Source organism: Paenibacillus humicola, assembly GCF_028826105.1.
Taxonomy (GTDB): domain Bacteria; phylum Bacillota; class Bacilli; order Paenibacillales; family Paenibacillaceae; genus Paenibacillus_Z; species Paenibacillus_Z humicola.
The window spans coordinates 5,432,637-5,459,236 of the sequence record NZ_JAQGPL010000001.1 but is presented as its reverse complement, the minus strand read 5'-3'; the positions used below and the strand labels follow the sequence as shown (position 1 = coordinate 5,459,236).

Annotated in this window: 13 protein-coding genes; all 13 read left to right on the top strand. The window is 54.5% G+C overall.

The genetic code is table 11. The features are described from left to right. The first annotated feature begins 100 nt into the window (after positions 1–100). The 13 genes from PD282_RS24995 (at position 101) to PD282_RS24935 (ending at position 26,355) form a co-directional block, all read left to right on the top strand. On the top strand, positions 101–4,258 hold the full coding sequence (locus PD282_RS24995) for an S-layer homology domain-containing protein (protein ID WP_274654236.1): 4,158 nt from the start codon (positions 101–103) through the stop codon (positions 4,256–4,258). Between the two features lie 497 nt (positions 4,259–4,755). Further along, positions 4,756–7,704, top strand: coding sequence for an S-layer homology domain-containing protein (locus PD282_RS24990; protein ID WP_274654234.1), 2,949 nt, complete (start codon positions 4,756–4,758; stop codon positions 7,702–7,704). 179 nt (positions 7,705–7,883) lie between these two features. Beyond that, a complete protein-coding gene (locus tag PD282_RS24985; protein ID WP_274654232.1) occupies positions 7,884–10,487 on the top strand; it encodes a hypothetical protein in 2,604 nt (867 codons plus the stop codon). A 68-nt stretch (positions 10,488–10,555) separates the two neighbouring features. Further along, positions 10,556–11,059, top strand: a complete 504-nt coding sequence (locus PD282_RS24980) for a hypothetical protein (RefSeq protein ID WP_274654230.1) — start codon at positions 10,556–10,558, stop codon at positions 11,057–11,059. 87 nt (positions 11,060–11,146) lie between these two features. Then, on the top strand, positions 11,147–11,413 hold the full coding sequence (locus tag PD282_RS24975; RefSeq protein ID WP_274654228.1) for an alpha/beta-type small acid-soluble spore protein: 267 nt from the start codon (positions 11,147–11,149) through the stop codon (positions 11,411–11,413). A gap of 210 nt (positions 11,414–11,623) precedes the next feature. Continuing rightward, entirely contained in the window at positions 11,624–12,826 is a 1,203-nt protein-coding gene (gene metK, locus PD282_RS24970) for a methionine adenosyltransferase (protein ID WP_274654226.1), read from the top strand. A 214-nt stretch (positions 12,827–13,040) separates the two neighbouring features. Further along, positions 13,041–15,218, top strand: a complete 2,178-nt coding sequence (locus PD282_RS24965) for an Ig-like domain-containing protein (RefSeq protein WP_274654224.1) — start codon at positions 13,041–13,043, stop codon at positions 15,216–15,218. Next, positions 15,215–17,413, top strand: a complete 2,199-nt coding sequence (locus PD282_RS24960) for an S-layer homology domain-containing protein (RefSeq protein ID WP_274654222.1) — start codon at positions 15,215–15,217, stop codon at positions 17,411–17,413. The genes PD282_RS24965 and PD282_RS24960 overlap by 4 nt, the downstream gene beginning before the upstream one ends. Before the next feature lie 157 nt (positions 17,414–17,570). Beyond that, entirely contained in the window at positions 17,571–20,297 is a 2,727-nt protein-coding gene (locus PD282_RS24955; protein ID WP_274654220.1) for a stalk domain-containing protein, read from the top strand. 74 nt (positions 20,298–20,371) lie between these two features. Next, complete coding sequence (locus PD282_RS24950; RefSeq protein WP_274654218.1) at positions 20,372–21,532, top strand: sensor histidine kinase; 1,161 nt, start codon at positions 20,372–20,374, stop codon at positions 21,530–21,532. Between the two features lie 7 nt (positions 21,533–21,539). Beyond that, positions 21,540–22,268, top strand: a complete 729-nt coding sequence (locus PD282_RS24945) for a response regulator (protein WP_274654216.1) — start codon at positions 21,540–21,542, stop codon at positions 22,266–22,268. Between the two features lie 710 nt (positions 22,269–22,978). Continuing rightward, positions 22,979–23,626, top strand: a complete 648-nt coding sequence (locus PD282_RS24940) for a hypothetical protein (RefSeq protein WP_274654215.1) — start codon at positions 22,979–22,981, stop codon at positions 23,624–23,626. 413 nt (positions 23,627–24,039) lie between these two features. Further along, positions 24,040–26,355, top strand: coding sequence for a helicase-related protein (locus tag PD282_RS24935; RefSeq protein WP_274654213.1), 2,316 nt, complete (start codon positions 24,040–24,042; stop codon positions 26,353–26,355). Positions 26,356–26,600 lie beyond the last annotated feature (245 nt).

Genomic DNA, 26,600 nt, shown 5'->3' with positions numbered 1-26,600 from the left:
GAGTGCCGGTACCTTCTTCGAGCCTAAACTTTGCCTCGGCAGCAGCCGATAACAACAGTACGGCTATACGAAATTGGAATGCAATTGAAGGAGGCTTACCGTGGTTAAAAAACTGGGTTTATGGTTCCTGCTGCTGGCTCTCGTTATTCCATTGCTGCCCTTCGGAGGCATCGAGACGGCCTCTGCGGCAACCGGCAATTTCACATTTCCGAGCGAAAGCGACGATCCGGGGTCGCCCCGCATTACGACGGATCAGCGCGTTACGCTGACGGGGACGATCAATAATGTCGACCCGAGCTCGATTTCGTACAGCATCTACCAGGTGGTCGATGTCGGGTCGACCGCAACGACGGACGACGATGAAATTGGCAGTAAGAAGGAAAACCTGACCAGCAACGTCACGCTGACGGGATCGGCGATTCAGGTGTTTAACCTGCAGCTCTTCCCGGGTTTAAATAAAATCACGTTCCAGGGAACCCGCAGCGGCGGTCAAATTTCCAACTCGATATATATCGAATACCGCGACAGCCCGCTGCTCTATAATTTGACGGCCAATCTAAACGGCAACAGCTTTCCGATCGTCGAGACTGGCACGACGGTCGTACAGTCCGCGAATTCGAACGGCCGCGCTACGGCTGATATCAGCATTCTCGGCAACGCGCCGAACGCCAATAACGTAACCGTCATCGTCAACGGCAACAGCAAGACGTATTCCGTGAACAGCTCGGACAACGATTCGTTCGTGGCGTCCCCGGTTACGCTGAACAAAGGCAAAAACCAGGTCACAATCAAAGTGTCCAACGGCACGCAGGTGATCGAGACGACGCGCAATCTCGCTTTCTATAACGGAAGCGTCACGTTTTACGATGTCAATATTAATGAAAACAGCGGGGCGGCGACGGTCGATTCGGGAGCTTTGGAATTTACCCCCGACCTGACGGTCGATGCCGATCATAATACGGTGAATATCACCGGTACCGTCATCGTGCCAAACAGCGTATATGCCGATACGTCGACAGGCGTTGTCTCGGCTCATCCCAATCCGGCCGCACCGCTGTCGACGCTGGAAGCCAATCTGACCGATGTTGCGAGCGGGAACGATATTTCGCTAACAAGCTCTATCACCAGCAGCGCTGCTGCACAAGGCCCGTATACGTCAACGGATTCTTATTTTATTTACACGCTCGCCATTGCGCTTCCGTCCATATCGGGGATGTCAACCGCCGGTTGTACCAGCTCGCCTTCAGAGCTTTGCGCCGATACCCTTTACAATTTGCAGCTGACCGGCAAAAACGAAGTCAACGACCACCTGGGGTTGACGCCTGTCAGAGAAACGACGGACAATTTGAATTTCTCGCTGCGCAATGAAAACACGCCCTATATTGCCGCAATCAACTATTTGCCCGGCTACAAATCGACTTCGTATGAAGGGTTGACGGGAACGGCGCTGGATGGCGCGACGCTTTACGGCCTTCCGGTCGGCATCGAGGTGCTCGTCGGCAACCCGGGGACGTCCAATAACGTTACGGTTACGAGCATTACCGACAATTTCGGGAATTCGAAAACGGGACTGACCGCTCCGTCGGACTATAAGATGATGAGTCTGACCAATTCGCTCGTTACCCGGACCGTCGACGGCCAAACGCAAACCTTTTACCGCGTCGTCCTTGAATTTGCGAAGCTGCCGTTCGAAGGCACCCAGACGATTAAAATCAAGGTCGGCTCGTCCAAGGAGGCAAGCGCCAAGTTCACGGTGGTGTACGGACTTTACGCCAACTTCGATTCCGCTTACGACGGCATGACGATTGAAGACGATACGACCGTCGAAACCAGCATAAGAGCGCAGACTATCATAGGCGATACACTCGGGTTGTTTTCCGGCGAGCTTCTGAATGTCAGCGATCCGAACGATATTCGTTATACAGGGGATACGACTTCGCCGCGAACGGTCTATTTTTACATTAATAATGTCCCTGTCGCGATCAAGAACAAAGATAGTACCAATGCGCACGATCCGAACTTTATTCTGGATACGGCCAATACCTCGGTTGAAGCAGCATTCGACGCCATGTTCAGCGGGAAAAACGAGATCAAACTCATTTTCCAAAGCGCAAAAACGTATTACGAGAAAACGATCAGCATCACCCTGACGCCGACCAACCTGCCGATCATCCCGGTCGATGCGTCCGGCGTCTATCCGTTTACGTATAACGAACAGGACAGCAACCCGCAGCCGATTCCGAACGACCCGAATTTTTCGCTCCAGGGCTCCGTCTACACGACGACCCAATCGGAGATGAACGTATACGGAACGTTCGATTTCATCGACTTGGGCAAAAGCCAGTCGGCGGTCGCGACCAAGCTGGCGTCGCTTAACAGCCCTACCGGCCAGGCGACAGATTATATTTTGAAAATCAGCGGCACTTCGCTTACGAGTGATATCACATGGGATTTATCGCAGCCGTTTCAACTCTATAATGGCTCAACCTTTGTTTCGAACGTCGGATCTCCAGCCGGCAATTTGGTCGTCCGATACGATATGGATAAACAAACGTTCTCGTTCCTGCTGAAGAAACAGGAGCTGAATGCGGACGGCAGCTCAAGCGTATATGTATTCAGCGTGTACAACAGCGGCTTGTACGGACCAAAGGCGACATACCGTTTGGAGGTCGATCCGACTGCGCTTCCGTACAAAATTTTGCGTCCGTATTTGCCGGCCGAAGAAACGGTCAACAAAAACTTTGTCGACGTCATTATCGACGCCAAAGGCGCCACCAGCGTCACGGTCAACAAACTGGCCGGACAGAAATTCGCTTACGATTACAATAACGATGGCGTCATCACGGACGGCGTCGATTATCCGAACGCCTATAAGGTTACGCTGACGGGGCTTAAGAAAGGCACGAATAAAGTATCGTTTACGATCCAGAACAGCAACGACAAAGTGAACGGCTCCTTCAATATCAATTACGTTCCGACGAACATTCCGAGCGAAGAGTATACGGAGGAGATGAAGAGCTCGCACAAGCTGTTCGACGGCGCGCTCAACCTGACGTTCCCGAAGGGAGCCGCGCTGATTCGGACCGATTACAATACGCCGACCAATCTGAAGGATCAGGTGTATGCGGGCAACAATCTGCTGTTCGCCATCGCCAATCCGAACGACGGCGTTGTGGACCGACGGGAATACGACATCCTGCCGGCGAATTTCGATTTGATCATGCAAAGCTTCGGCGCCCGGTTTAAAGCGTCGTTCCCGACCCGGTTTACGAAATCAAGCCCGGTCTTCTGGATCGACGCCGGTCTGGCGGACGATCTCTCTACGCCTGCTTACGACCCGCTGACGATGGGGGTGGACCCTTACCAGTACCCGGGAGCAAAAGGGCCGAACGGAACGAGCATCCCGACCTACGACAATCGCCCGGCGGACCGCGAGCTGGTCGCGTCCAAGCGAGGGACGCTGACGCTTGCATTCGATCCTAATCTGGTAAACAGCATCACGACGGATGTCAGCGTGTTCCGTTACGATCCGACGAATAAATATTGGGTAAACCTCGGCGGCGTCGTCGATACGAAAAAAAATACGATTTCCGTGCCGTTTGACCAATTCGGCTATTATGTCGTTGGAACGCTGACCTATTCGTTCTCCGATATTACCGGTCATCCCTATGCCCGCAACTATATGGAAGCGGCGTTTTCGAAGGGGATTATGAATGCGGCGAATTTTGACGATTTTGGTGCGGATATGTATACGTCCCGCGGCGAGTTTACGCGAATGGTGGTCCAGGCGCTTGATCTTCCTTTGAAATACGACCTGTCAAGCGGTCATTTCGACGATGTGGCGCATGTCATCAATCCGGACGGGCTTTGGGATTACAGCTATATCGAAACGGCGGCAAACGCAGGTATCATTCGCGGCACACAACCGCGCACGTTCTCGCCTTCGACGAACCTGACCCGCGAGGATGCGGCGGTATTCCTTGCGAGAGCGCTCAACCTGAAGCTGGAGACGGACCCGGCCAAAATCGACAAGAACCTGCAGAAAGTGTTTAAAGATTACAACGACATCAATTATTATGCGAAAGCAGCCGTGCTTGCAGTGGCGAAAAAAGGTTATATTCAAGGCTCGCCGATTGACGCGAGCGATCCGAAGAAAGGCTCGGTCTTCGAACCGAAGTCCAATCTGCTTCGTTCCGACGCAGCCATCATTATCGGGAAAATGCTTGCCGGATTAAAACGTTTGCCGAACCTGACTTAACGAAAAGCTATAGCGCCGCAGGCTTCCCGAAATACCGGGAGGCCTGCTTTTTTAACGCCAATGCAAGCCCTAAAACCATGGGAAGTTTTACATATCGACGCATGGGCGAGTACGAGCTATACTTAACTTCGTCACTAGAAAATATCGGCACTCCAGCATAGATAATACAACCTGACGGCAGGTTGAAACGTGACGAAATTTTTTTCGAAGTTTTTTTTCCGGCATCGCAACTTTTTAAAACCTTCTGCGTTTAATTACATGAACGCGGCAAGGCAGTGAGAATGGTAACATTGACAGAATGGCACATATTCTCAAAATTCTCTTTACGGTAGAATAAGCCCATTGTATAATGTTATAGTGATTGAGCACTCTACCAATTTTTGCTTTTGTTCACCAGTTTACAAGTTTCTGCGACATGATCCTACATAATGCTGGAAAGCGTCGTAGACATTACTTTTATAAATCTGCTCTACTCTGGGAAGGGGGTGAAAACGGCAATGAGAGAAACGAGCAACTTATACGCTACACAAAACTCTCAACAACCGAAGCAATTTAGAGGAGGAGAAAAAAAGGTTATGAAGAAAAGTTTAACTGCGATCGTCGCATCTGCTATGGCATTCTCCGCTTTCGCATCCGCAGCATTTGCTGACGACCAAGCGCTCGACTCGCAAGGCAAATTCGACGCGCTTAAAGCGGCTGGCATCTTCTCCGGCTATCCGGATGGTTCCGCCGGTCTTGACAAAAATATGACTCGTGCCGAATTCGCGAAGGTTCTGGCTCTGCTGGAAGGCCTCAACACGAATTCGTCCACTTCTACCTACTCTGACGTAGCTTCCAACCACTGGGCTAAAGGTTATATCAGCGCAGTTACGGATGCTGGTTTGATGAACGGCCTTGGCGGCGGGAAATTCGGCCCGAACGGCACGGTAACCGTTGAGCAAATCGCTAAAGTTGCCGACATCATCGAGAAAATTTCGCCGGATGGCACTGCACCTGGCACTTCCGCTTGGGCGTCGGGATATGTTGCCGCTGCTCTTAAAGCCGGCCTGATCCCTCAAATGACTTCCTACACTGGCGCAGCTTCCCGCTCGATGCTGGTTGATGTTGCGTACAGCATTTATCAAGGAGCGTCGGAAGAGGCTGCTAAGGCTTCGGTTACGGATGCTAAAGCAACGGGCGTTCAAACGGTAACGGTTAACTTCAACAAAGCGATCGATACGACGAAAGCAACCTTGACGCTGACGAAGAACAATTCGACGGTAGCGACCACAACGAAGTTTGCCGACGACGCTAAATCCGCTACGCTGACGCTGACGGATGCCAAGATTACGGCTGGCGACTATACGGTAACGCTCGGCGGTCTTGACGCTTCCACTGTCGATAAAGGAACGGCTTCGTTCACTGCTGAGAACGAGAAAGTAACGAAAATCGACTTTGTCGGCGCTGGCGATACGATCGCTCACGCAAGTAAAGTTCTTCTGAAAGTTCTTGTCAGCAACCAGTATGGTGAAGCTGTTTCGAACTCTTCCCTGAATGTCATTGCAAGTGGTGCGACGGTACTGAATACGACGAAAGCAAGCGATGGTTCGTATCTGGTTACCGTTGACACCTCGGACAGCCAGCCGAACATCGGTCTTGTAACGATCAACATTTTGGACACGAACAGCTACGTTTCGGCGTCCAAAACGTTTAAAGTTGGTACGGATCCGATCATTTCCAAGATCGATCTGGGACCGGCAACTTATGCAAACGGCAAAACGGCCCTTTCGTCCGCCGGCGATACCGTAACGTACGATTTGAACGTTTACGATCAATACGGCGGAATGATCACCTATGATAGCTCGGTGTATTCGCAAAACGAGCCGCGCTTCGTCCTGAATCAATACGAGCCGAAAATTACAAGCTCGTTCCAGGATAACGGCAACAACGTTCCGCAGCTTAAAATCAGCTTGAGCGATGGAGTCGACAAGTCGGGAGACTATACGTTTAATGTATATGATCAAGCTGCTGTTGCGAATGGGACGGTTACCGTTTCTTCTGCCAATGTTGCAACGAAAGTACAAATTGGCGATATTGACGGCGTTGTGGCTGCAGGCGATACCGACGCATACATTCCGATTATCGCTTATGATGCCCAAGGCAATCAGCTGAGTGCAGATGATTTGACCAATGATACGAATATTCAAAGAATTACCTTTAGCGTGACTGGTGCTGATAACGGTGGGCTGATGACAAGTGGTGACCATAAAGGTTCGCTGCATCTTACCAATATCAATAAGCAAGCAAATGGTGTGATCGCTGTATCGGCTCTGATTGGAACGATCAATGCGAATAGCGTTGACAACAAAACATTCCAAGTACAGCCTGTACGCGTACCGGATCATTTCCAAATTGCAACGGCACCTACTGCTTCGGGTGTTAAAGGATCGCACAGCAGCTTTGATATTAATGTAATTGATCAATACGGCGCTCAACTTGATAATGCACTGAAAACCGACAACAATGGCGGAGTGGGCAGCTCGGTTGTTTACAGCGTATACCTGTCCGCTAAATCTTCTGACGGAGTATCGTTAACCAGCGATGCCGATAGCAATGCAAAAGATTACAGTAATACGACAACTTCTTTCACTGGTGATCAGTTCGGAACGTTCAACGGTGGATTGAGATTTACTGTCGCTCCAGGTGCAAGCAATGACGGAACTTCGACTTTCACTGCAAAGTTGATGAAATCCGTTAACGGTGCAACGCCGCAAGAAATTTCGAGCGTGTCGAAGACCTTTACCGTTGCTTCTTCTTCCACTTCTTTGACCTATAAACTGAATGCGATTAGTGATCTGTTTAATGGTATTGATAGCGGACTGATTTCGAATCAGGATCCGACTACGAACGAATTTGCTAATCAGGTCACAGTATCCGCTGTGGATGCAGCAGGTAATACGGTTGCACTGCCTGACCAAATTACGTCGATCTTCAGCTCTAATACGAATGTGGTTAAAGCAGGCGTCGTAAATAATAAAGCTTATGTCCTTGGTGACAAAGTAGGTACGGCTACTTTAAGCGTAACGTTTAAAGGCAACGATGGAACGCAACGGAATGCAACGGCAACTGTAAATGTTAAGAGCGATGCGCTTACGGTTAATAGCTTGACTGTGGGCAACACCGAGAATACGATTAAGGCTTCGTCTCCTGGTAATGCCTTCAGCGTTATGGACCTGCACGTCCTTGACAATTATGGCCATGACTTTGAGTCTACGACTGCAAAAGACCTTAATAAACTTTACGGTGTATCGTTCACGGCATCTGATGTTAAAGGTGATACCAACGCTGCTGTATCGATCGACAGCAATGGTAACATTTGGATCTCTGGTAAAGTGACCAGCTTCGATCTGACGGCTGTATCGCCGAACGGTAAGAGCGTCACGACAGCAATCACGCAAGTGAACTAATAGAGCCGTAAACACCAGCAAGTTACAAAAGGCCAGTTACAAAAGTTTATCTTTTGTAACTGGCCTTATTTTTACTTTCGAAATCCTTCTATTAATAAATATGAAATTTTCTTAAATACCGAAACAAGACCTGTTGATGAAACGTCTAACTAGGTAGAATACCGACAGGAGGAGTACAGGTGAAACGAAAACTTTTGAAAAATGGTTTAACCGCTGCAACGGCGTTCACGATGCTTCTGCAGCCCGCGCTTGTCGGCGGCCATCTGCCGAGCGTTTCGGCGGCTTCTGCAGTGAAAGCCAAAAGCAGCACGATTGCCAACCAAATCGTTAAATTAAATGCATCCAGCTACATACAGGTACGTGATGCACAGCTCTTGATGCAGAGTCAGGGTTTAGTGGTTGCCTATACAGTTACGGTTGTGAACAACAGCTCTACCGAGCTGGATCTACTTGATTATTTTATTCGTCTCAAAGGGAAGAACGGGAAAATCTTTAAATCGAGCATCTCTAGTGCCGATTCCAATACGACCACTGTGGCGCCGAAATCTTCCGTTAATTTGAAATATTATGCGGTTATTGATAGTGGGACGAAGGCGACGGACCTTTCGTTTCAAATTGTGAAATGGGATTTCTCGCTGCCGAATTACGAGCGAAATTTGGGCACGATTAAATTTCCAACGAATTCTTCGGAAAAAGTAGCGGCTTTTCAACCTTACACGATGATTATTGGCAACAGCAAAATCAAAGGCGCGCTTAAGCAGTACATTGTCACGCAAGACGATACGAACGGGTATGTCACGATCAGTTTTCTCCTTGAAAATGTGGGTTCAAGCAGTATCGATTTAAGTACGCTTAATTTTGCGCTTCAGACCGACAGTTATTCCGTTTACGATGTCAGTTCCTCTTCCTTGACGGGCATGACTTTGCAGCCGTATCAGCGTAAAATCGTTACGGTTCATTCCGTTATCCCTACCGCTGTGTTGGGTAAACCGGCTGCTCTTGTTGTGTTTTCAAAGGATGATACAAATAAAGTATCATTGGCTAACGGATCGTTTGCAGTACCTGCATTAAAGCCGGTTAATTCTGCAGGCGTCGGGGAGCAGCGTATGGTCTATATCGATGGCACAACCGTTTCGACGAGTGCCGGAACAGCTTTTATTAATGTCAACGGCGATCAATCAGACGTGACGATGAATTTTGACCTGACCAATACGAGTACGTCTTCCATCGCCATGCCGGATCTGGATTTTTCGATTCGGACCAAGGATGGCGCGGAGTACCCGCTTACCTATACGAAAGAGGATGGAGCTACGCTGCTTCCGAAAATCGACACCACGATCAGTCTCACCGGTCAAATCAATGCGGCGATTGATGCCACTTCCGCTCAATTAATTGTCCGAAAATCCAAAACGGATACGGACAGCAGCTATGTACTGGGAACCTATAAATTGTCGGGCACCACCAAACCGGGAGCCATCGGCAGCTCCTACACGTATGACGACGATTATTCCGTTACGCTTAAATCCATTCAGCGTTCTCCGCTTTCGGACAGCGATATGCTTGTAGCTGAACTCGATGTAACGAATAAGAGCAATTCGTCGGTCGCAACACCGAACCTTAGCGGTTATTTCATGATTAACGGCGTTAAGGTGAATGGAGATACGAATGCGAGCGCTCTCGACGACCAATTGAATATCGATCCCAAAGGCACTTACGGCTTCGTCGTGTATACGAAAATCCCTTATACGACATCGGTCGATAATGTCAAATTTGTATTGACCGCGCCTGTCGATGATAAGACCAGCAAAACGCTTTACCAATTCAGCAGCCAAAATCTAAGCACCGTTCCGGTTTACCAAACCGATCAGCAGTACGACATTCAAAGCATCGGACATCGGACAAGCGTTAAATTGGTCAATTCGGCCATTTATACAGGTGACAAAGATAATCGTTATTTCTTCTCGGAATTTGAAGCGACCAATGAAGAAGCGCGTTCTTCCGAGCTGACGGATTTAGGTGCATACGTAAAAGATAAGAACGGTGTTATCGTCCCCATTGCGGTTTCGACCGTTTCCGATAAAGTGTCGTCCGGGGGCAAAGTTCTCATTACGGCTTGGGGCCAGCTGACCAAAAGCTTCGATACCGATAACTATCAGCTGTATGTTGGACGGGCCATTGATTCCGGTTCCACGCCGCCGGCTCAAGATTCTTCTTCAAGCGGAAGTGGCAGCGGCGGCAGTGGTGGAAACAGCGGCGGAAGCGGAAGCGGCACAGGCAGCAGCGGTGCGACCGTCGACAAAATCATCGTCGATCCGATTGCCTATGCGGCCAGCGCAAATGTCGTGAATCCGGCCGATTCGTTCACCAATTTGAAAATCGGACAAGATACGGTATCGCTCAGGAATTTCTATTTATCTTTGAATGCGACGGGTGAAACGATCGTGAGCGGGGCGAAGCTATCCTTTGATTACGATTTGACGCGCGACGATTCGTATGATTATGTAGCGGGTACGCATCAGCTGGAATTTGAAATTATCGATCAAGATTCTCAGACGGAATATACCTCGAACGTGAGCTTGGTAAATGCGGACGATTCGAATGCGAACCAGCCGGTGCTGATCGAAGGCAGCCAGCAGGACGGGGCCGTTAATTTTGACGACAGCAATCTTGACCAGAAAATTCATACGTACCAGACGTACAAATTGAACATTTACGATGTGTACGGCGATGCCAAATTGCTCGTCGCATCACGCGATCTGAAGTGGTTTACGCTTACTCCGTAAAAAAGAGTTACGATCGAACCCAAAATCTAGTAGGATAGAGCTATGTGCTAGAGAAAGGGGAAACAGATTTGGCGAAATTTGCGACCCGAATTGCAGTGTCCGTGGCGGTGCTTGCAATCGGAATATGGTTTGGCACTCGACTGACTTCGGACGCGGAGGATAATGCAGCGGCGCCCGGTTCGGTGGACGACCCCGTCGTCACAAAAAGCTATGTCGATCAGAAAATCGCTTCGCTCCAAGGCGGTTCGAACGGACAGACACCGGTGCAAACGGGAGATACGACGTCCGTCAAAATCGTGAATGTGAAGAACGGACAAATTCTGATCGGCAAAGCGGGCGCCGAATTTATCGTCCGTACCGGCAAGGCGGCTGCGTACAGCAGCGACGCGAGCGGTATCGCCGATGTCACATCGGGAAAAGATATCACGAACGGAACGCCGGTCGATAAGAATCATTTGCTGGTATTCCCAAGAGACGGACGTGGAGTTACGGCCGCATCCGGATTTTCCGGAACGATTACCGTAATGGTCCGGGGCGGTTATGTCCTTCAGGCACAGGAATCGAAGTCATAATTTGCACCTATACCCAACAACTTATCCGCGTCGAAACAGCCCTGCTTACGCAAGCTATATGTACTTTCCGAATGGAGGTGCATAACGGTGGCAAGAAGGTCATCGAACACAATCGTCGTACCGCAGTGTAAGCAGGCGCTGGAGCAAATGAAATACGAAATTGCAGCGGAGCTCGGGCTGACTGCAGCCTATCCTACCGACGTTCAAGTCGAATTTGCAGGCGAGCTCGGAACGGTGCATTCGGTAACGGGCGTCAATTGGTCCAGCGTAGCTACTCGGGAAGCCGGCTCCGTCGGCGGATCCATTACGCGCAGGCTCATCCAGCAAGCCGAACAGACGCTTAAAGGGCTATAATACCAATTGACACAAAGCGACAGATTCGGTATCATACTGTTTTAGAGAGTTCACTCAAGACCTTTTCCATTCATGGGAAAGGTTCATTTTTTGGTATCGAAACGTCAAACGTTAGATCCAAGATGCGCCGGCTTTAGATTGTGATTTTCCGGTGTGTTTTATCCCTTATACTTACCGTTATTTTTTAGTTCGTGGGAGGTTGAGAAACAGATGTCGCTTAAAGGACGTCATTTATTCACGTCGGAGTCCGTTACCGAAGGACACCCCGATAAAATTTGCGACCAAATTTCGGATGCGGTGCTGGATGCCTTTTTGGAGGTCGATCCGTATGCGCGCGTCGCCTGCGAGGTTTCCGTGGCGACGGGTCTCGTACTGGTGATCGGGGAGATCAGCAGCCGCGCGGATTATGTGGATATCCCGGCCATCGTGCGCCGCACCATTAAAGATATCGGCTATACCCGGGCGAAGTACGGCTTCGATTCGAGCACGTGCGCCGTGCTGACCTCGTTGAACGAGCAGTCGGCCGATATTGCGCAGGGCGTCAATGCCGCTATCGAATCGCGCGAGGGTAAAGATGTGCAGCAGGAAAATGAAGATATCGGCGCCGGAGACCAAGGTTTAATGTTCGGATTTGCCACCAACGAAACGCCGGAGCTGATGCCGCTCCCGATCGCATTGTCGCACCGGATCGCCCGCCGTTTATCCGAGGTCCGCAAGAACGGCAAGCTTGAATATTTGCGGCCCGACGGCAAAACGCAGGTTACGATCGAGTATATCGACGGCAAACCGACACGTGTCGATACGATCGTTGTTTCTACCCAGCATGCGGAAGAAGTCACGCTGGAACAAATCCAGACGGACATCCGTGAGCACGTCATTAAACCGGTCGTTCCGACGGAATGGCTCGATCAGGACACGAAATTTTTCATTAACCCGACCGGGCGCTTCGTGATCGGCGGCCCGCAGGGCGATGCCGGTTTGACCGGGCGCAAAATTATCGTCGACACGTACGGCGGATATGCCCGCCATGGCGGCGGCGCATTTTCGGGGAAGGATCCGACGAAGGTCGACCGTTCGGCAGCTTATGCCGCTCGTTACGTGGCGAAAAATATCGTCGCCGCCGGTTTAGCCGATAAATGCGAGATTCAGCTCGCGTATGCGATCGGCGTTGCGAATCCGGTTTCGATCAGCGTCGACACCTACGGCACCGGCAAGGTGTCCGAAGAAAAGCTGGTCGACGTCATTAAGAAAAATTTCGATCTTCGTCCCGCAGGCATCATTAAGATGCTCGATTTGCGCCGGCCGATTTACAGCAAAACCGCTGCATACGGTCACTTTGGCCGCACGGACATCGACCTTCCTTGGGAGCGCGTAGACAAGGCGGACCAACTGAAAGCCGACGCTTCCAACTAACCCTTTTGTTCACGATTTTCGTTCGAAGCCGTTCCCTTTGCGGGGAACGGCTTTTTTTGCGTCTACAGGTAAGCTTGCTTTCGCGATCGGCCTAGGGGGTAAACCGTGTTCCACAGCCAAAGGACGGTGTCAGCCGTTTCTTCTTCAAGTCTTCATTTCCGGATAAGGATGACCGACAAAAAGGTAACGAGTTCTTTACCGGGGAGTGGATCTTTTGTTTCGATCAAGATGGATGCATATTGTACTGGCGTTAGGGCTGGTCCTTCAAGTCGGACTCGGCGGATTCGGTGCGAAGCGGGTGGAAGCCGCGGCGGGCGGTCCGGTCGTGCTGGGCAAATCGCCTTCCTCCGGTTCGGCGAACGTGCCTTTACAATCGCAGCTTGTCCTCACCTTCGACGAAAATGTCGCCAAGGGCAGCGGTCCGGCTTCGATTTCGATCAAGAGGCTCCGCGACAATTCCGTATTCGAGACGTATACGGTCGCCACGGATTCGCGCGTCGCCATCAATCCGTCCAGTCATAACGTGGTCACGATAACGCCGGCCGGCAGCTTCGACGCGGGCACGGGTTACTATGTTACGATCGATTCGGGCGCGCTGGTCAATGAAAGCAACCGTGCGGTTTTTACGGGCATTTCCGATACGACGGGTTGGAATTTCACGACGGTGGCCGCTCCGGATACGGAACCGCCTATACTGTCGGACAAAATGCCCGCAGACGGCGGAACGGGGAGCATCGGGACATCGCTCAAGATGACGTTTAACGAGCCCGTATACGCGGCATCGGGCGATATCACGATTACGAATGTCAATCAGCCCTCGGACAGCCAGAGCATCGGCGCCGTTTCGTCCGCTGTCACGGGAAGCGGAACCAGGACGATTGTCATTACGCCGCCGAACGGTCTGCAGGGCAATTCCTCCTATCGGATCACCATGCCAGCGGGCAGCTTTAAGGATGGGGCTGGTAACGATTTCGCCGGTGTGGCGAGCGGAGATTGGAGCTTTACCACTCTGCCGCCGCCGCTTGGGAAGCCGGCCTTGAATCCGGCGGACAACGCGAATGGCGTCTCCGTATCGGCCAAGCTGGTGATGACGTTTCCGATTAACATATCCCCCGGCACCGGCACCATTCTCATCAAGAAGATTGCGGATAATGCCGATGCGGACGTGCTAACGGTCGGTACGTCCGATGTATCGGTTTCGGGCAATAAAGTAACCTTGACGCCGAACGGATTGCTGCCTAATACCGGCTATTACGTTCTGATCGACGTCGGTGCCTTCAGGAGCACGGACGACCCCGCTGCGCTTTACGAAGGGATTACGGATGCAACGACTTGGAATTTTACAACAGGCGCAGGGAGCGATACGTCGCCGCCGGCGATGATGGACCGGAAACCGTCCGATACGCAATCGGCGGACAGTCTCGACCTGGAGATGACCTTCAGCGAACCGGTATATCCGGGACTGGGAAACATCGTCGTCAAGACGGTTCCGAACGGTTCTGCAGCCGCAAGCATTCCGGTAACCTCGAATAAAGTAAGCGGCGGCGGAACGACAACGATCACCGTCAAAGATACCGGAACGAAGCTGGCCGGCAACACGAAGTACGAAGTGACAATCGGAAGCCAGGCGTTTCGCGATGCAAACGGCAATAACTTTCCGGGGACGCCGGACGGCCAATGGACGTTTACGGTTACGCAGGACAATACAAAGCCCTCGATCCTGGCTTTGACGCCGCAGGACGATGCGCAAAATACAGGCATATCGGGCGTTACGCTGCGGATGCTGTTCAGCGAAGCCGTTCAAATCGTCAATCCGGCCGGCGTTAAAGTAAAGCCGCTTACCGGAACGGACAAACCGGCATTGACAGCGACGCTGTCGGTTGACCCGAACAACGACCGGCAGCTGCTGATTTCCGTCAATGGTACGCTGGCTGCCGGCACGGACTATTACGTGGAAATGGCTTACGGAACGGTGTCCGATGTCGCGGGGAACAAGTTTGACGGGATATTGAACCAATATCAATGGACGTTTAAAACGGCCGTATCGCTGCCCGGAGCTCCCGTATTAACCAAGGCCGAGCTGCTCGGCTCTTCCAAAATCGCGCTTACCTATAACGAGCTTTTGGATGCGGGATCTGTGCCGGCGAATGCCAACTTCTATGCGACGGTCAACGGAGCCTCCCGGGCGGTGACCCGCGTCGCGGTAAGCGGAATGATGGCGACGCTTGATTTGCAAAGCGCCGTCGCCGCCGGGCAAATCGTCAAGCTTTCCTATTCGCCGGGCGATAACCCGATCAAGGACATCACGGGGACGGATGCGGCAAGCTTCTCGAACCGGGATGTACGAACAATCCCGACAGCACCGCCCCCGTACAAACCGCCGGCCGCGTGAACGGGAATACGATTACGCTGACGTACAGCGAGGAGCTGGAGGCGATCGATACGAGCGCGAGTACGACATTCTCGGTACAGGTGAACGGTTCGGCCCGCAGCGTATCGCAAGTGAACGGAAGCGGGAATACGGTGCTGCTGACCTTCAATGGGAGCCCGGTAACGCCAAGCGATACGGTGACGCTGTCCTACTACGGTTCCGCAAATCCGATCAAGGATTTATCGGGTAACGCCGCGGCGTCGTTCAGCGGCTTCAGCATTCAGAACGGCATCGATACGACCGCACCGCTTCTGCAAAATGGTTCTGCAGCGGGGAATAGTATTACGCTGGTGTATAATGAAGCGCTGAATCCGGCTGCCGTTCCGTCGCCCGTCGCCTATACCATACTTGTAAACGGGGCCGGACGCGCCGTATCCGCCGTCACGGTATCGGGTCCGCTCGTCAATCTGCTGCTCCCATCGGCGATCAGCGCCGCGGATATGGTCGTCGTCTCTTACACGGGCGGCGTTTTATCCGATCTGAGCGGCAACGCGGCGGCTGCTTTCAGCGCCCGGCAAATATACGCAGACGGCAGTACCGGCGCGATCGTCAATACGGGACAGCCGGCGCTTTACGGCATTTTCGCCGGCGGCAGCGCCATTACGCTGACGTTCTCGGCCCTGCTCGATTCGTCCTATACGCCTTCCTCCACGCAATTCGCCGTGAAAATCAATCAGGGAGCCAGTCCGGTTTCGGCGGTTACCGTGAGCGGGACGACCGTAAGGCTGGATTTATATACCGCGGTACAGCCCGGAGATACGGTGACGGTTTCCTATTCGCCCGACGGAATCCCGCTGCGTTCCGTAGCCGGCCTGGAAGCGCCGCCGTTTACCGACGTGACGGCCGCCAACCGGACGGCGGGGGCAGGCGGCGCTTCGGACAATGGCGTTTCCGCCGCCGACGGGGTCGAAATCGGTGCAGACGGCGTTTCGGCGGTGCCGGACATTTCGCCGGCGGGAAGCACGGCGAACCGGTATCAAATCACGTCGGACAAGCTTTACACGGCGTTCGATACCGCGCGGGCTTCCGGAGCGGCGCCGAAAGCGGTATTCACCGTTCCGGACGGAGAAAACGCCGGATTGGCTGCTTTCACGCTGGGAACTTTGCAGGAGATTCAGCATGCATCTCCGGACGCGTCCCTGAAAGTCGTTTACAAGGATGCAAGCTATGAGCTTCCGCTAAAAGCGCTTGATTATACGCAGCTCGGACAAATGATGAACGCCGCCGGTCCGGTCGGACAGCTGCTTGTCTCGATCGATACGAATGCGATCGGAAGCGGCTCCGGCTCCTTGACCGCGGCGCTGAACGGAATACCGGCGCAGCTGCTGACGCAGCCGGTAAGCTTCGAGCTGGCCGTCAGCAGCAACGGAGTGACGAAGCCGATCGACCATCTGAACGCATACTCGACGAGAACGATTCGATCGGAGACGGCGGTCGATCCGCGGCAGACCGCGGTCGTCTGGTTCGATCCGCAGGCGGGCAGGCTGTCTTATGTCCCGACTCATGTGCAGCAATCGGGCTCCGAGTCCGTCATCACGTTTCAGCGCAACGGCAACAGTGTCTATGCGGCTGTAAAAGGCTCGGTAGATTACGCCGATATCGGCAGCCATTGGGCCCGAAACGACCTGCTCCTGCTGGCGAATAAATTTATCGTCGAGGGCCGTTCCCCAGGCAGATTCGAGCCGGACAAAACGATTACGCGAGCCGAGTTCGCGTCGTTCATCGTGCGCGGCCTCGGATTGTCCGGCAATGTCCAAGCGGCCGCGAAGTTCTCCGACGTCGATGCCTCATCGACGGCCGCAGCATCTATCGGAGCGGCGGTGAACGCGGGTATTGTGCAGGGCATGCCGGACGGCACCTTCAAGCCGGCAAGCCCGATTACGCGCGAGCAGATGGCTTCGATGATCGTGCGCGCTTCGGCGGCAGCGGGCAAGAGCCTTGGCTCCTCGCAGCGTGATGCCGATCTTTTGAAGCGGTTCAAGGATGCGGCCAAAATCGGCGCCTGGGCGCGTGGGGATACCGCCGAGGCTGTCGATGCCGAAATCATTAACGGGCTGACGTCCGATACGTTTGCTCCGAAATCGAATGCAACGCGGGCGCAGGCGGCGGTTATGATCAAACGTCTGCTAAGCAAGCTGCAATTTTTAGACGAATAAGTCAAGGAAGCTCAGGGAAGCTGTCCGTCGAATCATGTCGGATAGCTTTTTCTTTTCGGTTGGGACCTGGTGATTATAGTCTTCTATCACACGTAACTTTTCCTATCGATCGATAGTCTATACCTAATAGATTTCGAGATGGGAGAGTTGTCGGAATATGCGAAAAAGAAACAAACGAAACCGAAAACACGCGAATAAGAAAAGAAATGCCTCTCAAAAACTATTGACGGCGGCGCTCGGCGCGTCGCTATTTATGCAGCCGCTCTCGATCGGCATGCCGGCGGCCGTCTCAGCAGCGGCGGCGGATACCGGACAAGCGGGCTCGACCGCTTCGACTCAGGCGCAGATGCAGCAGCTGACGAAGATTTACGAGGAAATGATAACGTCCGGCGCGAAGCGTACCGACTATAAATGGCTGAGCAAGCCCGGAGACGGTGCGGAGACGTCGATCGTGCACGTCATTGAAGTCGATCTGACCAATCCGTACGTCAAGCTTGGCGTCATGAACGGAACTCCCGGTTCCGTTACGGGCGTCGGCTCCGTCGGCAGTATGGTAAGCAGCAGCGGGGCCGTTGCGGGCGTTAACGCCGATTTCTTCGACACAACGGGCAAAGGCGTGCCGCTCGGCGCCGAAGTGAACGACGGTGTGCTGCAGGAGAGCCCTTCCAAGCTGAAGGGGATGTATGCCTTTGCCGTTACGAAGGACCGCAAGCCGATGATCGACCTGTTCGATTTCAGCGGTACGGTTACCGCCTTGGACGGTACGACCTTCCCGCTTGCTGGGATCAACAAAGCGGCGTACCGGACCGAGCCGGATAATGGATACAGCCACGCAAACGCGATCTATATCTATACGAGCGCATGGACGGCGCCGCGTCCCGACGTAAGCGACAGCTCGACGACGCCGACCGAGGTGCTCGTGGAGAACGGGATCGTCACGCAAATCGTCCAGAACGGCATGATTCCCGGACCTGTGCCGGCGGACGGCTATATTTTGCGCACCCACGGAACGGCGGCGCAGTTCGCCCTGCAGCATCTGCAGATCGGCCAGCCTGTAACGGCGAATTATACGCTCGTATCGCAAACAACCGGTCAGCAGGTGGACCCGTCTACGCTGCAAATGCTTGTCGGCGGCCATACGATTCTGGTCGACGGCGGCAAGGCGGCTGCTTTTTCGCGCGACACCCGAAACATCAGCGGCTCGGCGGACCGGGCGCGGACAGCCGTCGGTTACAGCCAGGACGGCAAGAAGGCGTATATTATGACCGTCGAGAACAGCGACAACAGCGAAGGCGTCACGCTGACCGAGCTGCAAAAAATCATGATCCAGCTCGGCATATGGAAAGGCGTCGATCTGGACGGCGGAGGCTCGACGACGATGATTACGCGGCCGCTCGGCGAGTTCAATACGACGCTCACCCACGATACGGAATACGGCACGGTGCAGCGCAAGGTGGCCAGCGGTTTGGGCGTTTTCACGACGGCTCCCCAAGGGCCGATTAAAGGCATTACGATCAGCGGTCCCGATGTGCTGTTTATCGGGGAGCAGGCGGACTATGAGATGAAGGCTTTCGACACGTATTATAATCCGGTCGATCCGGGCGCCGCTGCGCCGGTCTGGAAGGCGGCCAGCCCGCTCGGCTACTTCGGCGGCGGCACGTTCGCGGCCGTGAAGCCGGGCAAGACGACGATTACGGTGAAATCGGGCTCGGCCAGCGATTCGATGCCGATCGAAATTATCGGAGGCGATCAAATTGCCCAGATGAGCATTGATGCCAGCTCGCCGGTGTTGGAAGCGGGCAAATCGATAGCCGTGCCCGTGAGCGTCACGTTAAACGACGGGCGCCGGCTGGACGTACCGGCATCTTCGTTGAAGTGGGAGCTGCACGGTTTTAGCGGAACGGTACAGGACGGGACGCTGACGATCAATTCGATCGATCCGAATGCGACGACCGGCTATGCCATCGCCCGATATGACGGTTTTTCCGCCGTTGCCGTGCTGGGGACGGGAACCGACAAGCTTTTTGAAAATTTTGAGCAGCCGACGTACCCAATTTCGTTCCAGAATACGAATGGTGTGAAGGGGTCTGCATCGATCGTTTCGGGACTTCAGGACCGTCCGGCTTCCAGCGTCCTGCAGCTTCAGTATGATTTTACCGGCGGAAGCGGGACGAAAGCTGCGTATGCGGTCCTGGGCGGAAGCGGACGCAAAATCGACGGCGCTCCATCAGCCATGACCGTCGACGTGCTGGGCGACAACAGCCTCAACTGGGTGCGCGCGGAATTCGTCGACAATAAAGGCAAATCGCAGCTCGTGACGCTCGCCGATCAAGTCGATTGGAGCGGCTGGAAGACGATCAAGGTCAATCTGCCGTCAACCGCGGCTTATCCCGTCACGCTGAAGCGGCTGTATGTCGCATCGCTCGCGGAAGGCCAGGATGAACGGGCGCTTACCGGACAAATCGATTTCGACAATATCAGCTTCCAATATGCGGCGTCGATTGCGGAGCCGCACCGGGCCTCTATTATGCTGACGATCGGCTCCAAGACGGCGAAGGTCGACGGCCAACCGTACAAGCTGGACGTTACACCGCTTCTCGTGGACGGAACGACCTATTTGCCGCTCCGGTTCGTTACCGAGGCCATGGGCGCGCAGGTCGGCTATGAGCCGGTAACGAAACGGGTCTCGGTGCTGCGCGGCGACAAGCTGCTGGAGCTGCGGATCGGGCAGAAGGACGTGATTTCGAACGGAATCCGGCTTCAATCGGAGGTCGCTCCGATGCTGAAGGGCGGGCGTACGCTCGTACCGATCCGGCTCGTTTCGGAGCAGCTTGGATTCAAGGTGAGCTGGGACGGGAAACTGGACAGGATTACCGTCCAATGACATAGCCACAGGGCAGGCGGATGTATGATATAGTAAAGGAAGCATTCTTTCAGAGAAAGCGAGCCGATCTGCCCGTGGACTACCGGATTAACGATATCGACCGCGTCATCAAGAACGCCGTCGACGTGATGGAAAATAGCAGGCTTCAAATCTACAGCATTTGCGAGTCGGCCCGTAAAGAGATGGTCAATCTCTCCCAGGAGCTGAACCAGCTTTTGGCCGAGACGGCCGACATTATCGACAAGGTCGACAAGCTTGAACAGGAATACCGGCGGGCGCGCATCCGGCTTACGGAAGTAAGCCGGGATTTCGTCCGTTACAAGGAAGAAGACATTAAGAATGCCTATGAAAAGGCGACGCAGATCCAGATGGAGCTCATGGTTCACCGCGAAAAGGAAGGGTACGTTAAGGCGCGGCGCGACGATTTGCAGAAAAGAGTGCGCAACGTCGAGCAGTCGATCGAGCGGGCGGAGACGATCGGTTCGCAGATTAACGTCGTGCTTGAATACTTGTCCGGCGACCTGAACCAGGTGACGCGTATTCTCGAATCCGCCAAAAATCGACAACAAATCGGTCTTAAAATCATTTTGGCTCAGGAAGAAGAGCGCAAGCGGATCGCCCGGGAAATCCACGACGGTCCTGCTCAGTCGCTTGCAAATATAGTTCTTAGGACGGAAATTGCGGAAAGAATGCTTGGAAAGCAGGAATTTCAATTAGTACAAGAAGAATTATTAGACTTGAAGGGTCAAGTTCGCTCCGGTCTCGAGGAAATCCGCAAAATTATTTTCAATTTGCGCCCAATGGCATTGGATGACCTTGGACTCGTACCCACCCTGAGAAAATATGTTCAGGATTTCGAGGAGAAAACCAGGATTCGGACGACTTTCGACACAATTGGAAAAGAAATGCGATTGCCCTCCGCCATGGAGGCGGGGATGTACCGGCTTGTACAGGAAGCGTTTACCAATGCGCTCAAGCATGCGGAGGCGTCCTATGTCGCACTCGAGCTCACCTATCAGGCCCAAATGGTGAAAATTGTCGTGAAGGATAACGGCGTCGGTTTCCATGTCGATCTCATTGAATCCCGGGCAAAAGACAGCGCCCATTTCGGACTGATCGGAATGCGCGAAAGGGTCGAGCTACTGGAAGGGAGGATGGAGATCGAATCCGAAATAAAACAAGGGACGAAGATTACGATCCATATCCCCATCAACGCGGAGCAAAGAAAGGAGTAAATTGACGATGGATTTGAAAACGCCAGCCGGCAAACAGAAGATCAAAGTGCTGCTTGCCGACGATCATCAGCTATTCCGCGAGGGGCTAAAGCGGATTTTGAATATGGAAGACGATTTGGAAGTCATCGGCGAATGCAACGATGGCATTCAAGTGCTGGAATTCTGCAACCAGATGAAGCCCGAGGTCGTGCTGATGGACATTAACATGCCCGTCGAAAACGGCGTTGTGGCAACGGAGAGACTGCGTGACATTTTTCCGGACGTGAAAGTCATCATTTTATCGATCCATGACGATGAAAGCTACGTGTTCGAGACGCTGCGCAAAGGCGCGTCCGGATATTTGCTCAAGGATATGGAAGCCGAGGCGCTTATCAATGCGATTCGCTCCGTCGTGAGCGGTCACGCTTATATCCACCCGAAGGTGACGGGCAAGCTGATCAATCAGCTCCGCCGCATGACGTACCTGGACGAAATCGGAGCCGTATCCGGGGCGGCAGCCAGCCGCGAGGCGGGCGTAAAGTTCATTGCCGGCGAGAACAACCCGCTTACGCGTCGTGAGGCGGAAGTACTGCGGCTAATGGCTGAGGGCAAAAGCAACAAAATGATCGGCGAATATTTGTTTATCAGCGAGAAGACCGTTAAAAACCATGTAAGCAGCATTTTGCAAAAGATGGAGGTTGACGACCGCACCCAAGCGGTCATCAATTCGATTAAGTTCGGCTGGGTGACGCTTTAAGCGCCCGGACCGCAAGGAAAGAGCGAGCAGGAGCTTCCGCCGTTGGCGGAGGCTCTTTTTTTGTGTTATCAGGTCAACCAGAGCTTTCTGGTTGGCCTTTCTTTGTCATCGTTTTACGATGGCGGCGGCCAGAAGAACGTGGATTTTTATGGGGTTCGACCCCGTCACAAAAACTGTTCTCCCACGCGAATGACGAACATCGGAAAACCGGATAAATGAAAGCCACACGTCGGTTTGACTAGGAGGCAGAGTGCGCTGCATTTTTCGGCAGAACGGGGAGGGAGAGGGCGAATGAAGGCAAGAAGCGCCCTTTTTCTCGACTTGTCCGTTCGTGTCCGGCACCCATGGGCGGCATATGGCATATGATGTTGCATACGTACGGTTTCCTGCGAAGAACCTCTGCAGATCAACGGAGACTTGCAGCATTTTACAAGATGTTCAGTGAAGGTAGGATGCTGCGCGGGAAGCTGTATAAAATCTTTCCGGCCGATGATTTCGGTATGATTTCGAAACGAGTTTTTGTTTACAGGGAAGTTAAATAGGAAGTTGCACAAAAACTTTTTAGCGGATGCTTACGAAGCAAGTTTTTGTTTGCTGAGAGGTTAAGCAGGAAGTAGCACAAAATCCTTTTAGCGTATGCTTACGAAGCTAGTTTTTGTTTGCTGGGACGTTAAACAGGAAGTGGCACAAAAACTTTGAGGAGGTGCCGTATGCTTATTGTGCTGGCGATTATTTGCAGTTATGCACTGGCCGCGGCGGCGGTTCATGCAGCCTCCCGTTTTGCCCCGAAACGCGAGCCGAAGACGGAGCATTTTGTGTTGATCGCCGAAAATCATCAATCGCAAATCGAATGGTATTTGCGCATGCTGCAAAAGCATGAGGAGCGGTCGGGCAAGTCCGTGCGGGTAACGCTCGTGAGCCGGGGCTCCAAGGACGACACGGTGGCGATTGCACGCCTGTTCGCCCGGTCGGGCATGAATATCTCCATCCAAGACGAAGTGTCCTTTCCGGTGAAAGCGGGAGCGCCGGAATCTTCAGCTCGCTCAAACGGAACTGATACGGCCCTCGAAGCCGATACGCCGCCAAATGAACGGCCAAGGTTGAAGCCGCGTTCGAAATGGCAACGCTTTCGAATCCGGCTCGGGGGACGCCCGGCTGCGGCTGGAAGCGTCAAAGCGGAAAACGGCGTCAACCGATCGAAAGCCGGCCAGACCGGCACTGCCGATGAAGAGAAGGATTCCGCGCAGCAGCCGACCCATTTGTATTGGATGACGCCGCCGGAAGCCTCGGCTGACTGCGAGCGGGCGGTGCTCGTCGATTTGCGGGATCCCGGTCATTTGTCGAAGCTGCCGCTGTAATTTTCGATATGCCTGGGATGGCTCGACCGTCGGGAACCTCACTCACTGACATCGATTCAGAGGATTTGCTTGATATGGATTTCATCGTGCGCTGAAAGATTCACAGAATAACGGGAAGGGCTTTTATGAGCGGAGCTTGATTTTCACGCCTTGGTTTTCTTGTTTCGCGTTACAGGTTCTTGATCTCATCGCATCGTTCCGGATACCCGGCCGCTGCATTCGCATTTTAGGTTGAAACGAGGGAGGAGACGCGGTATAATCGGTACAAATCGATGGACGGACGAGTGAAGCACACCCGTTAGCCGCAAGTATGCGGCTTCCGGTGTGCTTTTTTCTTTTTGCGTGAGAAGAGGCTAGCCGGGCTGCGGGGCAATTTCAGGTCGTCTTTGCGCGGTGAGGGGGAATTGGAGGGGATGAAGGTATGGTTATACGTGCTTCAGGCCGAAGATGGACTACACATGCGGTGGAGCATCGCTCCGGAGGTTGATTTTTCCTTTTGGCTGGATTCCGGCTTCCGGGAGCAGTCGATTAAGTCTGCTTATGGTATGAACGCAACCGAAGCGTTCCATGACAACCGGCTAAGCAGCGGGCGCTGCTGCGTTTTATGGTCGGTGCCGCTGCCGCTCGGTATTGCGTCCGCCGCTGTGGAGCAATGGCGGACAGAATCCGGGCTGCGCCTGAACGAGGCCGACGTGTGCGCAAGGATAGAACATCTGGTGCGTCTCGTATGTGCGGACGACCGTCAGGTGGGCGGAGAGCCGTATGACGCGGCGGGGCGCCCGGTCGTTTGCCGGAGCGGCCGCGCATGCCGCGTGGCTGCCGGCGGAGGGCCGCGCCTGCTTCTCGGCGCGGACGCGCAGGCGCTGGCGGCGGAAGCCTGCCGCGCCGCTGCGCTGCTGCAGGGCCGCGCGCTGCTCGCCGGCGAGGCGCTCGCCCTGCTCGCCGCCGCCGGCTCGGGCGGGGCCGCGCCGCCCGGCGGCGCGCCGCAGGAGCCCTGGAGCGCGGCGGCTCCCGCGCTCCAGCTCGCGGCGCTGCTCGGCCGGCTTCGCCTCGGCCGAGCGCTTGCCCCGCAGGCGCGGCAGGCTGCGCCTGCACTGCCGCGCCTGCGGGGGGCGGCGCCGCGCGCCGCCGCGCTCCGCTGCATGCGCTGCGGCAGCGGAGCGGCGCGCATGCGCCGCACGCCATGCGCCGCGTGCGGGCGCATGTGCGCCTACTGCGAGGCATGCCTCGCCATGGGCCGCAGCCGCGAATGCGGACTGCTCATCCTCGGCCTGCCGGACAAGCCCCTGCCGCCGGCCGTTACGGCAGCGGAGCCCGCGCAGAAGCCGGGTCCGCCGCAGCCCCGCGCCGACAGCGCGGCAATTCGCGCGCGTCTGGCGCCCTGGAAGCTGAGCGCGGCGCAGGAAGCCGCCGCCGCAGCGGCTCTCCGCTACATCGAGTCGGACGATTTCCCGGTAGACGGACGCAACGGGTTTGGAAGCAGGTTTTCCCGCCGCTTTCACGCTCTGGCCGCGCGGGCGGAGGAGGGCCCGCGAGTCGGCACGAGAGCGTCTGAATTACCGGTCCCCGGTACAAAACAATCCTCCCGGCTTTCCGCGTCATCTTCTTCGACGGCCTCGCGCGGATTGCGTGAACTCGCTCGTCCCCTGATTGCCGCATGGCGGTCCGCTGTCGCCGGCTGCGCCGCAGCGCTAACGGCGGCTGGTCAGACCGCGGACCGGACCGGGCGCCCGAAGCGCCGGTTTTTGTTATGGGCTGTCACGGGCGCCGGAAAAACAGAAATGATGTTTCCGCTTATCGAATCGAGCATCCTGCGCGGCGGGAGGGCGCTGATTGCCACGCCGCGGCGGGACGTCGTGCTGGAGCTGGAGCCGCGGATCCGGCGGGCGTTCCCGGACCGTTCCGTCACCGCCTTGTACGGCGGCAGCCCGCAGCGCTGGGACAACGGCGAGATTACGCTCGCGACAACGCATCAGCTGCTTCGTTTCGCCGGTGCATTCGACCTCGTCGTTATCGACGAGCTCGATGCGTTTCCATTCCACGGCGATCCGATGCTTCATTATGCCGCGGAAAAGGTATGCGCACCGGACGGCGTCACGGTGCTGCTTACCGCCACGCCGCCGGCGTCGTTAAGACGCGAGGCGGAAAAGGGCAGGCTGGCGCATGCGCGGGTTCCCGTCCGGTTCCACCGCCACCCTCTTCCGGTACCCGTCACGCTGCGGCTTCCTCCGGTTCAGGAGCTGCTTCGCCGCCACAGCCTGCCCCGGCCGTTCTCGAAGGCGATTCGGTCGTCCGTTGACCGCGGAGCACAGTTATTTGTATTCGTGCAGAAAATTGCCCATATCGATTCGCTGGTGAAACGGCTTAGGCAGCTGCTTCCGGATGTGCCGGTCGGAGGAACGTCGTCCAAGGACGGAGAGCGCCGCGACAAAGTGCTGCAGTTTCGCGACCGGACCATCCGGGTGCTCGTCACGACGACGATTCTCGAACGGGGCGTCACCGTGCCGAAAAGCGATGTCTTTATTTTGGACGCCGACAGCCAGCAGTTTGACGACGCCGCGCTCGTTCAAATGGCGGGAAGGGCTGGGCGAGCCAAAGACGATCCGGCGGGAAGCGTCTATTTTTGCGCACCGGCGCGCACCCGCTCTCAGCGGCTGGCGATCCGTCAAATCCGCCGCATGAATGCTTTGGCGGCCCGAAAAGGCTACTTGCATCCGGCCAATTCGTGAGGGAGACCGCTACAACAATACGGCTCAAGATCATTTATCACAACCCGGTTCCACTTCGCGTTCGGGATCGTTTGCAATCGGAAGGAGAGCGGCAAATTGTCAGGTATATGGCAAGTGTTGAAAACGTCTTACCCGAAGCTGCTGCATTCCGCCGCTGGCCTTCTATCTCCGGCGCCGCATGTCTGCCTCGCATGCGCCCGAGAATACCGCCGAAAGCCGGACGTTTACGCTGCCGGCATGGGGCT